This window comes from Bradyrhizobium sp. LHD-71 (assembly GCF_031157255.1).
Classification (GTDB): domain Bacteria; phylum Pseudomonadota; class Alphaproteobacteria; order Rhizobiales; family Xanthobacteraceae; genus P52-10.
In genome coordinates, this window is the sequence record NZ_JAVIFX010000017.1 from 39,670 (window position 1) to 52,938 (window position 13,269).

Below are 13,269 nucleotides of genomic sequence, written 5' to 3' on the forward strand. Positions count from 1 at the left end.
CATGCTGCCGGAGTGCCAACTATGAGACGGGTAGTCGTCACAGGCCTCGGCATGGTGTCGCCGCTCGGCTGCGGCGTCGAGCCCGCATGGAAGCGGCTGCTCAACGGCGAGAGCGGTGCGAAGCGGATCGAGACGTTTGACGTCTCCGACATGCCAACCAAGATCGGTTGTGTGGTGCCGCGCGGCGACGGCAACGACGGCACCTTTAATCCCGATCAGTGGATGGATCCGAAAGACCAGCGCAAGGTCGACGAGTTCATCGTGTTCGCGATGGCCGCTGCCAAGCAGGCGCTCGACGATGCGGACTGGCATCCCACCTCGCCGGAAGATCAGTATGTGACCGGCACGATGATCGGCTCGGGCATCGGCGGTATCGAAGGCATCGCCGACACGGCAATCACGCTCAAGGACCGGGGACCGCGGCGCGTTTCGCCATTCTTCATCCCTGGCAGCCTGATCAATCTCGCCTCGGGACACGTTTCGATCGCGCACGGCCTCAAGGGGCCAAACCACGCGGTCGTCACCGCTTGCTCGACCGGCGCGCATGCGATTGGCGATGCATCGCGGCTGATCGCGCTCGGCGACGCGGACGTGATGGTCGCCGGGGGCACAGAGTCGCCGATCAACCGCATCTCGTTTGCCGGTTTCTGTGCATTGCGGGCAATGTCGACAGGTTTCAACGACTGTCCCGAGAAGGCTTCGCGTCCCTACGACAAGGACCGCGACGGTTTCGTGATGGGAGAGGGCGCAGGCGTCGTCGTGCTGGAAGAGTACGAGCACGCGAAGAAGCGCGGTGCGAAGATTTATGCCGAAGTCATCGGCTACGGAATGTCCGGCGATGCCTTTCACATCACAGCGCCGGCCGAGGATGGTGACGGCGCCTATCGGAGCATGAACGCCGCGCTCAAGCGCGCAGGGCTTGCGGCTTCTGATCTCGACTACATCAACGCGCACGGCACCTCGACGCCGCTCGGCGACGAGATCGAGCTTGGCGCGGTTGAGCGGCTCGTCGGCAACGCCGCGTCGAAGATCTCGATGTCATCGACAAAGTCGTCGACCGGGCATCTGCTCGGTGCAGCCGGCGCGATCGAGGCGATCTTTTCAATTCTGGCGATGCGCGATGGCGTCGCGCCGCCGACTCTCAATCTCGACAATCCATCCGTCGAAACGGCGATCGACCTGGTCCCGCACAAGGCGCGGCCACGGCCGATCAACGTCGCGCTGTCGAACTCATTTGGCTTCGGCGGCACCAACGCGTCGTTGATCATGCGACGCGTCGATAGTTAAATCCCTGATTTGGCAAGATTTTCACCCTTTTGCCATATTGAGGGATAACGTCGCGCAAGTGTTTTGATTCCGAAGCGCTGCTCCATATTAGGGTTCAGGCAAACTTCGCAGTCTATGCACTAGTGCGCTGGTTTGACGTTCGTACCAGGATCGCCGCGACAGGCGCATGATGCGAGGGGCGCGCCTCGCATTGTGAACATCAGGATCAGGTCACCGATGTCTGAAAGGGCGCCGATTTCTCCGCGAAGCCCGCGTGCTGCGCTAGAGCCAGAGCAGTTGCCCCCGCCACCGAAGCGGTCGCGCGGCGCACGCAATCCACTGGTGGTTGCTGGCAACGCTATCTTCACCGTGATCCTGCTTCTGATGCTCGGCGCTGGCGGTGGCTATTTTTATGCCAAGCGCGCGCTTGAAGCGCCGGGGCCGCTTGTGGAGGACCGCATTGTTAACATCCCCCGCACGGCCGGAACCGGCGACATCGCCGAGATACTGCACCGCGAAGGCGTGATCGACGTCAATCGCTGGGCGTTCCTTGCCGGCGTGATGGCGATGAAAGCCCGCTCCGAGTTGAAGGCGGGCGAATATGAGTTCCAGAAACATGCAAGCCTGCGCGATGTGATCAATACGATGGTCAACGGCAAGGTGGTGCAGCATGCGCTGACCATCCCCGAGGGGCTCACTTCGGAACAGATCGTCGCTCGATTACTCGAGAACGAGACCCTCTCCGGTCAGGTCAAGGAGATTCCGCGCGAAGGCACGCTGCTGCCCGAGACCTATAGATTTGAGCGCGGCACCACACGCGAACAGGTGATCCAGCGCATGCAGCAGGCGCAGCGACGCCTGCTTGCCGAAGTTTGGGAACGCCGAAGCCCCGACCTCCAGGTCCGCAGCGCCGAGCAGCTCGTCACGCTGGCCTCGATCGTCGAGAAGGAAACAGGCCGGCCCGACGAGCGCACGCGTGTCGCGGCAGTGTTCTCAAACCGCCTGCAAAAGAAGATGAGGCTACAATCGGATCCGACGATCATCTACGGGCTGGTCGGCGGTAAGGGAACGCTGGGTCGTCAGATCAAGCGCAGTGAAATCCAGCAACCGACCCCCTACAACACCTACGTGATCGACGGCCTGCCGCCGGGCCCGATTGCCAATCCGGGCCGCGCCTCGTTGGAGGCCACCGCAAATCCCGCGCGTACTCGCGAACTCTACTTTGTCGCCGACGGCAACGGCGGTCATACCTTTACCGAAAGCTACGACCAGCATCAGCGCAACGTCGCGAAGTTGCGTACGCTCGAGAAGCAGGCGATCGATACGGCCGAGCCGGAGGACTCCAACGCTGCCGCACCGCCGGATGCACCGCCCGCCGCAGCAGAGACGCCGGCGCGGGCTTCGCCGCCGGCTGCGCGGAAGCGGAACGGCGCCCGCACGCCGCCAACGGCGCAGAATTCCGACGCGCCCGTGCAGCGCTGATAGGCAGCTGACGCTGGCGTCGGTGCCGTTCGTGCTACTGTGGGCTCGCGAATCTTTACCTTCGGGACCGATTGTTCATGGCGTTATCGAGCATGACCGGCTTTGCACGCAGCCACGATGCCTGCGGCGCTTACGCCTTCGAATGGGAGCTCCGCTCGGTCAACGCGAAGGGGTTCGATCTGCGCATGCGGTTACCGCCGGGGTGGGATGCGGTGGAGCCGCTGGCCCGTAAGCGCGCGACCGAACTGCTGTCGCGGGGCACGGTCTACGCCAATCTGTCGGTCAAGCGCGCCGATGCTGGGCCGTCCATACGGGTCAATGACGAAGTGCTGGCTTCGGTGATGAAGATTGCCGCCGATCTGTCGCAGAGGTTTGCCGCGCCGCCGCCGACGGTCGATGGTATTCTCGCGATCAAGGGTGTGCTCGAAGTATCAGAAACGGACGACACCGAAGAGGAGCGGCGGGCCGCCGAAGCTGCAGTGCTGAGAGCCTTCGACCAGGCGCTCGCAGGTTTGATCGAGATGCGCCACCGCGAAGGCTCCTCGCTGCAGCAGATCTTCATCTCGCGGCTCGATCAGATTGCAGCACTCGCAGCGCGCGCCGACCAGGCCCCCGGACGGAAGGCTGAGGCGGTCAAAGCCAGGCTTGCAGAACAGATAGGTTTGCTGCTGGAGTCGTCGGAACGTTTCGACGTCGACCGTCTGCACCAGGAGGCGATCATGATTGCCGCAAAAGCAGACATTCGCGAAGAGCTGGATCGGATAGCATCGCATGTGGCGCAGGCACGCGAACTGATTGGCAAGGGCGGCGCCGTCGGCAGGCGCCTCGATTTCCTGGCACAGGAGTTTAATCGCGAGGTCAACACCACGTGCTCGAAATCCAATGATGTCGAACTGACCAACATCGGCCTGGAGATGAAGAACGTGGTGGAGCAGTTCCGCGAGCAGGTGCAGAATCTCGAATGAAGGACGAGTTGCATGGCGGGCGACGGGGTTGAACGGCGCGGTTTGATGTTCGTGCTGTCGTCGCCGTCTGGCGCGGGTAAGACGACGCTCGCACGCGAACTGATGGACAAGGTGGCGGGTTTGCAGATGTCCGTGTCGGTGACGACACGGCCGATGCGGCCCGGTGAGATTGACGGGCACGATTACTTCTTCATTGACAAACAGCGCTTCGACGCAATGGTGAAGGACAACGAGTTGCTCGAACATGCGTCGGTGTTCGACCATTTCTACGGTACGCCGCGCGCGCCGGTCGAGGTCGCCTTAGCAGCCGGCCGTGATATGCTGTTCGATATCGACTGGCAAGGGACGCAACAGCTGCGCGAAAAAGCGCGTCAGGATGTCGTCAGCGTCTTCATCCTGCCGCCGTCGGCCGCCGATCTGGAGCAGCGGCTGCATACCCGCGCACAGGATTCCGATGACGTTATCCGCGGCCGCATGAGCCGCGCCAGTCACGAGATGAGCCATTGGGCGGAGTACGACTACATCGTTATCAACCGCTCGGTCGATACGGCGTTTGCGGAAGTGCAGGCGATCCTCAAGGCGGAACGGCTGCGTCGCGACCGGCGCACTGGGCTGACAGCTTTCGTGCGGGAGTTGCAAAAGCAGCTGGAGAATTAGCGTACGCCGGCTATTCTTGCCCCAACGACAATCAAGACAAAGGGGAAACGGACTATGGCGGGAATTCTTGACGGCAAAGCGGCGCTGGTGACTGGCGGCGCCTCGGGGATCGGGCGGGCAACCGCGGTGGCAATGAGCCGTGAGGGCGCACGTGTGGCGGTGGCCGATCGCACGGAGGCGAGTGCGACTGAGACGGTCGCGTTGATCAATGCTGCAGGCGGCCAGGCAATCGCCATCGGCGGTGACGTGACCAAGGACGAGGATGTCGCGGCGATGGTGGCGCGCACGGTCGCAGCCTTCGGACGGATCGATTGTGCGTTCAACAACGCCGGTATCGCCGGCCGCGCAGTCGGGCCTGCAGGCCAGCGCACCCACGAACTCAGCCGCGCCTCCTTCGACGGGATGCTTGCAGTAAATCTGACGGGGGTCTTTATGTGCATGAAGCATGAGATCCAACAGATGCTTACGCAGGGTGGGGGCGGGGCGATCGTCAACACTGCATCAATTGCGGGCTTGGTCGGTCTGCCCACTTCGGCGCATTACGTTGCGGCCAAACACGGCGTCGTGGGGCTGACGAAAACTGCGGCGATGGAATACGCCGAGGATGGAATTCGCGTGAACTGCGTCAATCCCGGCTACATCGAAACGCCAATGACGGAAGAGACGATGAAGACTCGTTTCGACGCGATCATGGCCAAAGTGCCGGTGAAGCGATTGGGTAAGCCGGACGAAATCGCCGAGGCCGTCGTCTGGATGTGCTCCGACAAAGCCTCATTCATGACCGGCGCCTCGCATGTCATCGATGGCGGCTATTTCGCCGCCTAGGAGGCGTTCGAGTAGTCGCAAAATTTTCGATCAAGACAGATCATATTCTTTCTTTTGTATTAGACCGAAAAAAACTCAAACGGCGAATCTCGTCATGATCCGTTGTTCGCATCGGCGCGGCGGCGGGTTGTAAGAGGTCGTAATCGATTTGAGAGGATTCATCATGCGTATCGGACTGTTCCTGGCGGCCACCATTGGCCTGGGAGTTACATTGATCCCCGTTGATTCTCAGGCTCTGCCGATTTTTCCGACGAACCAGGCGCAGCAAGCGGATCAGTTCATTCAGGTCCGACAAGGATGTGGCGTCGGTTGGCACCGAGGCCCGTATGGCGGATGCCGCAGGAACACTGCAGCATACGGACCGCGTGGCGCTAACGCCTGCTGGTTTGTTCGGACGCCGGGCGGTCCCCGGAAAGTCTGTCGCTGACGATCAGACTGGCGCTGAGGCGGTCCGGCGCGGGTTCGCGCGCCGGACGACCTTAGTTGGTCAGCACGATGCGGCCGATGACGTGGCCGGCGCGCAGCTCATCGATCCACTTCTGCGTCTCGGCCATGGGCTTCTCCTGCATCGGAACAGGCTTCACCTTTCCTGCGCGGGCGAGCGCCATGAGCTCCTTCGCCTCGCTGAGCGTGCCTGTCATGAAGCCTTCGATGGTCATACGCTTGTAGATCCACTGCACCATCGGCAAGCTGAAGTTGCCGCCCATCAGGCCAGAGACGACGATCTTGCCGCCGCGCGCCAGCGCCGAGACGGCAAAGGCCATCGACTTGTCGTTGCCGGCGAAATCGACGATGCCGTCGAAGCCGCCGTCGGTTTCCTTGATGATGCGTCGAGCGACGTCCGGCTCCTTCGGGTCATAAGCGACCGACGCACCGTTCTTCAGCGCGGCCGCACGAGCGCTCTCGCTGAGATCTGCGACTGAAATCGGCTGCCTGAACATCGCCTGGGCGAGCGACAAGCCCATCATGCCGACGCCACCGAGCCCGACCAGCAGAATATTACGCTGGCGCGGACGGTCGACGAGGCGTTTGAGGGCGCCGTAGGCGGTGATACCGGAGCACATCAGCGTCGCAGCCATGTCGACCGGCAGCGGATCGTAGTCGAGTAGATACTTGGCATCCGGCACCAGGACGTGGGTAGCGAAGCCGCCGTCGATCGACACCCCGAGGAAGCGATTTCGCACACACAGGTTCTCGTCACCCGCGATGCAGTCGCGACACTTGCCGCAGCCGATCCAGGGAAACACCGCCTTGCGCTTACCGATGATGTCTTTCGGTGCATCGGGGCCGACTTCGTCGACCACGCCAGCAATCTCGTGGCCGAGCGTGAAGGGGAGCGTCATGCCGCGCGTCGTGTCCAGACGATTGCCGCCGCCAAGGTCGGCATAGCCGTCCTGAATATGCAGATCCGAATGACACAATCCGCAGCGCTCGATCCGCACGAGCACTTCACCAGCTTGCGGCTTCGGCGTTTCGACGACAGTTTCGCAGAGCGGAGCATCAAACTTGACGAGTGACTGGCGTCGCATCAGCGCCATGGCGTTTCTCCTCTAAGCACGGCGTTCGTGGTTGGCGCGAATATTGGACAATTCACGCGCCATGGCAACAAAGGCGTCAATGGGAACGGTCTCCGCCCGCCGTGTCGGCTCGATCCCTGCGGCCGTCGTCAAACGCGCGGGATCCACGCCGAGGGACTTCAGGCTTTGCCGCAACATTTTTCGCCGCTGGCCGAACGCAGCTTCGGTCACACGCTCCAACATCTTGCGATCGCATGGCAACGGCTTCTCGCGAGGGATGAGGCGAACGACCGATGAGGTCACCTTCGGGGCCGGCACGAAAGCGCTTGGCGCGACATCAAACATGATCTTCGCTTCGGTCCGCCATCCGGCGAACACGGCGAGCCGGCCATAGGCCTCGTCGTCGACACTGGCGACGATACGTTCGGCAACCTCGCGCTGAAACATCAGCACCATGGCATCGTACCATGGCGGCCAAGGCTCGGTGCTGAGCCAACCCGTGAGCAACACGGTTGCAATATTGTAAGGCAGATTGGCGACGATCTTTGCGCGGTCACCGTTCAGGATCGATTGTGCGTCGAATTCAAGGGCGTCCGCGGCGACGATGTCGAGCCGTCCAGGATAGCGTGCGGCGATCTCCTGCAAGGCTGCGACAGCGCGCTCGTCGCGCTCGACGGCGATGACGCGCTTAGCGCCGAGCGCAAGCAGGGCGCGCGTCAGACCGCCGGGGCCGGGACCGATCTCAACGATCGTATGTGTGTCGAGGCTGCCGGCTGCACGCGCGATGCGGGCCGTTAGGTTGAGATCGAGCAGGAAGTTCTGGCCCAGCGACTTGCGGGCCGACAGATCGTGGCGGCGAATAACCTCGCGCAGCGGCGGAAGATCGTCGATCGTGCCCACGTCACGGAGCCGGCTGTGCGGCCATGCGAGCGGCGAGGTGGAGCGCGGCGATCAAGCTTGAGGGTTTCGCGCGGCCGGTGCCGGCGATATCGAACGCCGTTCCATGGTCCGGCGACGTGCGGATAAAGGGTAGGCCGAGCGTGACGTTGACCGCGTCATCGAACGCGAGCGTCTTGATCGGAATCAGCGCCTGATCGTGATACATGCAGACGGCGCAATCATAGGTCTTGCGCGCGGCTTCGTGAAACATGGTGTCGGCCGGAAGCGGCCCGCGTGCGTCGATGCCGGACTGGCGCAAAGCAGCGACGGCTGGGGCGACGATCTCGCCGTCCTCTTTGCCGAGTGAGCCGTCCTCTCCGGCGTGCGGATTTAGCCCGCTGATCGCAATCCGCGGATTCGAAAGGCCGAACCGCCGTTTCAATTCGTCCGCCGCGATGGAGCAGGTCTCGATGATGTCCTGCGTGGTCAACCGCGTAAGGGCCTCGCGCAAGGGGACGTGGATCGTCACAGGGATCACGGCGAGAGTCGCCGACCAGAGCATCATCACCGGACGCGGCGCCGGCTGCGCTCCGCTTGCTGCGAGCTCGGCGAGAAATTCCGTGTGGCCGGGATGCTCGAAGCCGGCGCGATAGAGCACGCTCTTGGCAATCGGATTGGTGACGACGGCGCTGGCCCGTCCGGCGCGAACGTCGTCGACCGCGTGCCGGATGGAGGTTATCGCCGCTGTGGCGCTTGATTGATCGGGTATGCCGGGCTCAGCGGTCGCGGCAACGCCGATATCGACGACGGGCAGGGCCTTCGCGAACGTGCCCACCGCGTCCGCAACCGCGACACTGGCTGTCGGCACGGTCAACCCGAGCCTGGCGGCGCGGCTGTCGAGGAAGCGCCGATCTCCGGTAAGGTAGAATGGCGGCAACTTCAGCTCTTTGCGCTGCGTCCAGGCGACGAGCGCAATGTCCGGGCCCACGCCGGCGGGCTCACCAAGGGTCAGCGCCAGCGGTTTGTCGGCCGCCATTTATCAGCGATACTCGATCATGGACGAGCGCCGCACTTCCTGAAGATATTTCTTGGCCTGCGTCTCGTACTTCTGCGCGAACAATTTCTCACGTGCTGCGCGCTTCTCCGGCGTCTCGGTGCTTGGCGCCCGGCTGCACAGGACCACCATTTCGACGCCCTGACGGGTGACCTCCGGGGGAGTCATCTGGCCGACCGGAGTCTTGTCCAAAAGTTCCCGCAGCACTTGTGGCAGATCGGCAGAGGTTTTTACCACCTGATCTCTGATCACGGCGTCGCGCATGGCCCGGAAGAGCCGCTCCGCCTGGTCGCAGCCTTGGACCCGCCCGCGCAGGGTCTCCGCCTCCTTCTTGCGCAGCTCGATCGACTGCGACCCTTCGCGTTGCGCGAACAAGACCACTGGACGCATCTTGTATTCGAAGCTGCCGGACTGCTCCTTGCCGTCGCCCTTCACTTCGATTGCCGATGCGATGTCCTTCTCTCCGACGATCAGGCTCTGGCCATAGCGCCCGCGAACGAGCTGCGACCAGATGAAATCCGCCTTGATGCGCGCCTTGAGTGTTTCAGGCCGGATACCGCGGCCTTCGAGAACCTTGTTCAACTGATCCGCGGTCAGCCGCATGCGTACGGCCATGGTGGCGTACTGGGTCTCGAGCTCCGATGGGCTCACCTCGAGGCTGAACTTCTTGCCTTCCTTGATCTTGACCCGATCGTTGATGAGTTCTTCCAGAGCGTCCTGGCGGCTGGGTGTCTTGCCGCCGTTCGACAGCATGATCAGCTTTACGCGCTGCTCGATATCGAAATTGGTGATCGGATCGCCGTTGACCACGACGACCGCGTTCTGTGCCCGTGCAGCCGACATCGGAAGCGGCCCGATACAGACGGCAAGCACGATCGCCGCGCTCAAACGCGACAAGAGGGATAGCTTCATCAACATTCGCGAACCCATCATCGTTTCTAGTGACGTCGCCCGCCCGCTTCGAAATTCAATGAGGAAACCAGATTGCGACGGCCTCGCAAGCGATACCTACTGGCCGAACAACGACGAGCCGCCCGAGCTCGATGACGACGTCGTCGACTGGTTGAACGACGTCGTTCCAATGGTACGCAAGCCGATCTGCAGCATGAAGCGATGATCGGCCACCGGATTGCCGCTAAAGCCGTAGTCCGTAATATAATTCATCGCCAGCACGAAACAATCATCGACATAGCCCGCGCCGACGATCGTCTGGTTGATTTTGTCCGCCAGCAGATCGTAGCGAAGTCCGCCGGACACGACCCAATTCTCTGCAACTTTGACCGATGCAGTTCCGAGCAGGCCCTCGCGCCGCGTGAGGAAGCCGAGCTCCGGCTGCTTGTCGTAGTTGCCGTAGAGCAGGCTGACCGTCCAGCGATCGAAGCTCGCTCTGGTCTCGAGTTCAAGACGACGCATCTCCCAGGACGACTCGTCGAGCCGCGACCGTGCCGAGAACGACAGCATGCTGTTCGGCTGATAGGAGAGCCGCGTAACGTAGTCTGAGCGGTCAGTCTCCAGACCCGAGTTGAGACCGGTGTTGGTCAGATCTCCGACGGCATACGAGTTCTGGCCGAACAGGTGGTATGACTGACCGAACAGGAAGTTCACGAAACCACCGCGGTCGAACTGAGTGGTGCCCTGAATACCGAGGTTGGCCCGTCCGCCGCCTTCGGTACGGTCCCAACCGGAGAACTTGTCGACCTCGAAAAGATTGGTGTCGTCGAAAACGAGGCTCTGCGCGTCTTCGTTCGGCAACCGGCCGATCATCTGTTCGTTCGGCCGGATGATCACTTGCGCAATGGGCTCGATCGTCTGCGAACCCCATGACTGCGCGCTGATGAACGGGTAGCGATACTCGAAGCCGACGGCCGGCATCACCCGGCCGGCGGTGATGTCGCCTGTCGGGAGGAAGTTGGACGTGCCGATGTCGTTCTGGATGTTCGCGTGGTTTATGTCCGCACGCACGGATGCGAACGGCGTCCAGATCTGTCCGATCGAATCGGTGAACGTGCGCCGCCACGTCGCTTCGCCTGACAGGCGCGTATAGTCGCCGCCAATGCCGCGAAGCAGGCAATTTAAAGGCGTCTTGACCATTGGATCGGCGCTGGTCGGCAGGCACAGGCCGAGTGACTGCGCGGTCGCGGAGATCGGATTGTAGGAGACCGCCTCGCGGCTCAGGCTCGTCAGGTTGGCGCGGAAGCTCAGCTCGCCGCCGAACACTGGCCGGTTGAGCACATTGGCGTAGTCAATCACCGGATGGATGATCGGAATCTGCCGCTGCACGTCGGCTTCCGAGAAGCCGTAGAAATACATCGTTCGCGCATCGAAGAACGAACGGGTGCCGACACCGGTCAGGTAGAGCTGCGAGATGGCATCGGTCGGCACGTTGGAGAACACCGCGACCGGTGATCTGAAGCGTCCAAGGGAATAGTCCTGGAAGAAGGTGCGGTCGCTGACCAGCGTTCCGTCCCAACCCCAGCTCCATCTGTCGTTGATCGCGAAGCGGCCCGAGGTTTCAACGGCGCCGCGCCAATCGCGATAGCCGGGCGTCGACGGACCGCCGTCGCGCAGGAATTCGTCCTTGTCGAGCTGGCGGATGCCATAGGCGCGGATGTCGTAGGAGCCGTTGATCAGCCGCTGCCTGAACTGCGCCTGCATGAGCAGGCCTTGCTTGGTGGTGATCCGCGGGGTGACCGTCAGGTCGTAGTCGGGTGCCAGTGCAAAGTAGTATGGAGCCTGAAAGCCGACGCCATACTTAGAGCTGGAGCTGAACATCGGCATCAGGAAGCCGGTCTTGCGCTTCACCGTAGGATCGGGCGTGTAGAAATACGGCAGATACGCCATCGGCACGCCGAGGAATTCCAGGCGCGCGCTCTCGAAGTAGAGCATCTTCTCGCCCTGGTCGTGGATGATGCGCGCGGCCTTGACCTGCCATAGCGGCGGCTTTCGCGGATCCTCCTTACAGGCTTCGCAAGCGGTATAGACGCCGTTCTGGAACACGGTGAAATTGCCGCCGCTGCGATCGGCGCGCGTCGCCGCCATCCGCGTGCGATCGGCGGTGTCGACGTGCAGCGAATCGACGAAGCCGTCGCGATAGTCGTCGCTCAGTTCGAGATGTTGCGCGTAGGTGATTCGACCTTCCTGATCGGTCAGCCGAACATTGCCATCCGCGGTCAGCCGTTTGGTCTTCTGGTTATAGGTGACGCGATCAGCCTCGAGCGTTGTGCCGTTGTAGAAAATCTGCACGCCACCAACGGCTGCGACCAGCGAATTGACGTTGTCGTAATTCACTTCCTGCGCCTGAACGAGCATCTGCCCGTCATCAGTGCTGCGGGCCGGGGGGGCGGTCCGCTGCGGCGGCAAGGGATTGTAGGTGAAGCTCTGCGCGAACGCAGGCTGAGACACGGCGAGCAAGGCCGGCACGACTGCAGTGAGCGCAAGCAGGCAAACCGAAACGCTCGCGCTACGCACAGCTGTGCGGCGCCGGGCGGTGCGCATACGTACGCGGCGGGTGGCGACAGTCGTAGTCACTACCCGTCCTCCTGATGCAGCAAGGCCAGTAAGCCGGCAAGGCTGCCTACAGCGACAGGCAGCCACGCCGCAGAAACAGGATGCATTAACTCGGCCTTGCTCAGATCTTCTGTGACTTTCGACAGCACATAAAGCAGAAAGCCTGCAGCGATGCCACTCAAAACCATCTTCTGGACACCGCCGAGACGGAAGAAACGTAGACTGACGGCGGATGCCAGAAGCACCATCGCCGCGAAAAGGAAAGGCCGCGATAACAGCTTCTGATACTGCAGCCGGTAACCGGCAGTGGATAAGCCGGAGTTTTCCGAGGAGGTGATGTAGTCGGGCAACTCCCAGAACGAGACGGACTCGGGATTGGCGAAGTTTCCGCGCACCTGGTCAGGCGTCAGGCTGGTGTTGAGTCGGTAGCTGTCCTCGACCAATACCGGCTCGGTGAAGGTGTGACGGCGGACGTTCTTAAGCAGCCAGTAACCGTCTTCGAGCGTCGCCTCGCGCGCCTCGATGCGCTCGCTGAATCGGCCCGACGGATCGAATCGGAAGACGGTCAATCCGGAAAGCACGACGCCGCGGCGCTGGCTGCTGGCAGCGTTGATGATCGTTTGGCCTTCGCTGGTGGCTTGGTTGAACCAGAAGCCGAGCGCGTCCTGCAGCATCTGCGTGCGGTCGCCAAAGAGCTCCACCTCGTTGGCCTGCGCCTGTTCCTGCAGGTTGGCTGAAACCGGATTGTAAACAACCGTCGCCAGCGTGCCGAGCACGAATGCGCTTGCCAGCGCGGGCGTCAAAAATTGCCAGGCGGAGACGCCGGCAGAGCGGGCGACCACAAGCTCAAGCCGCCGGGACAGGTCGAGATAGCAGGTCATCGCGGCGATCAGCACGCAGAACGGCATCAGTCGCTCGAGCAACTGCGGCACGCGAAACAGCGACGTCTGCACCACCAGCCAGGTGGAGGCGTTGATGCCGGACGTCTTCCGCGTCATCTCGATATAGTCGACCAGCACGACGAGAATGAACACGCCCATGAAGACGGCGATCGCCGCGGCGACGAACTTTCCGGCGAAATAGCGCCCAAGCGTGTTGGTGAGCATCATCGCGGCAC

Annotated in this window: 12 protein-coding genes; 6 read left to right on the forward strand and 6 right to left on the reverse strand. The window is 62.2% G+C overall.

What is annotated here, in order from left to right; translation table 11 throughout:
• Nucleotides 1-21: 21 nt before the first annotated feature.
• The 6 genes from fabF to RCO31_RS34770 all read left to right on the forward strand — a co-directional run bounded on the left by fabF (nucleotide 22) and on the right by RCO31_RS34770 (nucleotide 5,622).
• Nucleotides 22-1,287 (forward strand): beta-ketoacyl-ACP synthase II, encoded by a 1,266-nt coding sequence (gene fabF / locus RCO31_RS19330; protein ID WP_308970070.1) that lies wholly within the window; start codon nucleotides 22-24, stop codon nucleotides 1,285-1,287.
• 216 nt (nucleotides 1,288-1,503) lie between these two features.
• On the forward strand, nucleotides 1,504-2,748 hold the full coding sequence (gene mltG / locus RCO31_RS19335) for an endolytic transglycosylase MltG (RefSeq protein ID WP_308970071.1): 1,245 nt from the start codon (nucleotides 1,504-1,506) through the stop codon (nucleotides 2,746-2,748).
• A gap of 77 nt (nucleotides 2,749-2,825) precedes the next feature.
• Nucleotides 2,826-3,713: a YicC/YloC family endoribonuclease gene (locus RCO31_RS19340; RefSeq protein ID WP_308970072.1), complete on the forward strand. Its 888-nt coding sequence runs from the start codon at nucleotides 2,826-2,828 to the stop codon at nucleotides 3,711-3,713.
• A gap of 12 nt (nucleotides 3,714-3,725) precedes the next feature.
• A complete protein-coding gene (gene gmk, locus RCO31_RS19345; RefSeq protein ID WP_308970073.1) occupies nucleotides 3,726-4,370 on the forward strand; it encodes a guanylate kinase in 645 nt (214 codons plus the stop codon).
• A gap of 54 nt (nucleotides 4,371-4,424) precedes the next feature.
• Nucleotides 4,425-5,195 carry a glucose 1-dehydrogenase gene (locus RCO31_RS19350; RefSeq protein ID WP_308970074.1) on the forward strand — a complete coding sequence of 257 codons (771 nt, stop codon included), beginning with the start codon at nucleotides 4,425-4,427 and terminating at the stop codon, nucleotides 5,193-5,195.
• A gap of 163 nt (nucleotides 5,196-5,358) precedes the next feature.
• The gene (locus RCO31_RS34770) at nucleotides 5,359-5,622 is read left to right on the forward strand and encodes a GCG_CRPN prefix-to-repeats domain-containing protein (protein WP_374991507.1); all 264 of its coding nucleotides are present in this window, start codon (nucleotides 5,359-5,361) and stop codon (nucleotides 5,620-5,622) included.
• A gap of 52 nt (nucleotides 5,623-5,674) precedes the next feature.
• Here the strand turns inward: RCO31_RS34770 and RCO31_RS19355 are convergent, their stop codons facing one another.
• The 6 genes from RCO31_RS19355 to lptG all read right to left on the reverse strand — a co-directional run bounded on the left by RCO31_RS19355 (nucleotide 5,675) and on the right by lptG (nucleotide 13,258).
• Nucleotides 5,675-6,733 (reverse strand): alcohol dehydrogenase, encoded by a 1,059-nt coding sequence (locus RCO31_RS19355; RefSeq protein ID WP_308970075.1) that lies wholly within the window; start codon nucleotides 6,731-6,733, stop codon nucleotides 5,675-5,677.
• A 12-nt stretch (nucleotides 6,734-6,745) separates the two neighbouring features.
• Nucleotides 6,746-7,612 carry a 16S rRNA (adenine(1518)-N(6)/adenine(1519)-N(6))-dimethyltransferase RsmA gene (gene rsmA, locus RCO31_RS19360; RefSeq protein ID WP_308970076.1) on the reverse strand — a complete coding sequence of 289 codons (867 nt, stop codon included), beginning with the start codon at nucleotides 7,610-7,612 and terminating at the stop codon, nucleotides 6,746-6,748.
• A gap of 1 nt (nucleotide 7,613) precedes the next feature.
• Complete coding sequence (gene pdxA / locus RCO31_RS19365) at nucleotides 7,614-8,627, reverse strand: 4-hydroxythreonine-4-phosphate dehydrogenase PdxA (RefSeq protein ID WP_308970077.1); 1,014 nt, start codon at nucleotides 8,625-8,627, stop codon at nucleotides 7,614-7,616.
• A gap of 3 nt (nucleotides 8,628-8,630) precedes the next feature.
• On the reverse strand, nucleotides 8,631-9,557 hold the full coding sequence (locus RCO31_RS19370; protein ID WP_308970078.1) for a SurA N-terminal domain-containing protein: 927 nt from the start codon (nucleotides 9,555-9,557) through the stop codon (nucleotides 8,631-8,633).
• 96 nt (nucleotides 9,558-9,653) lie between these two features.
• Nucleotides 9,654-12,140, reverse strand: a complete 2,487-nt coding sequence (locus tag RCO31_RS19375) for an LPS-assembly protein LptD (protein ID WP_308970204.1) — start codon at nucleotides 12,138-12,140, stop codon at nucleotides 9,654-9,656.
• Between the two features lie 32 nt (nucleotides 12,141-12,172).
• A complete protein-coding gene (lptG, locus tag RCO31_RS19380) occupies nucleotides 12,173-13,258 on the reverse strand; it encodes an LPS export ABC transporter permease LptG (protein WP_308970206.1) in 1,086 nt (361 codons plus the stop codon).
• Between the last annotated feature and the right edge of the window lie 11 nt (nucleotides 13,259-13,269).

What these genes read in the sequence shown, in the direction of transcription:
- gmk (WP_308970073.1), top strand. Translation starts at nt 3,726, where the DNA reads ATGGCGGGCGACGGGGTTGAACGGCGCGGTTTGATGTTCGTGCTGTCG.
- lptG (WP_308970206.1), bottom strand. Translation starts at nt 13,258, where the DNA reads ATGCTCACCAACACGCTTGGGCGCTATTTCGCCGGAAAGTTCGTCGCC.
- mltG (WP_308970071.1), top strand. Translation starts at nt 1,504, where the DNA reads ATGTCTGAAAGGGCGCCGATTTCTCCGCGAAGCCCGCGTGCTGCGCTA.
- RCO31_RS19375 (WP_308970204.1), bottom strand. Translation starts at nt 12,140, where the DNA reads ATGCGCACCGCCCGGCGCCGCACAGCTGTGCGTAGCGCGAGCGTTTCG.
- RCO31_RS19355 (WP_308970075.1), bottom strand. Translation starts at nt 6,733, where the DNA reads ATGGCGCTGATGCGACGCCAGTCACTCGTCAAGTTTGATGCTCCGCTC.
- RCO31_RS19350 (WP_308970074.1), top strand. Translation starts at nt 4,425, where the DNA reads ATGGCGGGAATTCTTGACGGCAAAGCGGCGCTGGTGACTGGCGGCGCC.
- RCO31_RS19370 (WP_308970078.1), bottom strand. Translation starts at nt 9,557, where the DNA reads ATGAAGCTATCCCTCTTGTCGCGTTTGAGCGCGGCGATCGTGCTTGCC.
- fabF (WP_308970070.1), top strand. Translation starts at nt 22, where the DNA reads ATGAGACGGGTAGTCGTCACAGGCCTCGGCATGGTGTCGCCGCTCGGC.
- RCO31_RS34770 (WP_374991507.1), top strand. Translation starts at nt 5,359, where the DNA reads ATGCGTATCGGACTGTTCCTGGCGGCCACCATTGGCCTGGGAGTTACA.
- pdxA (WP_308970077.1), bottom strand. Translation starts at nt 8,627, where the DNA reads ATGGCGGCCGACAAACCGCTGGCGCTGACCCTTGGTGAGCCCGCCGGC.
- RCO31_RS19340 (WP_308970072.1), top strand. Translation starts at nt 2,826, where the DNA reads ATGGCGTTATCGAGCATGACCGGCTTTGCACGCAGCCACGATGCCTGC.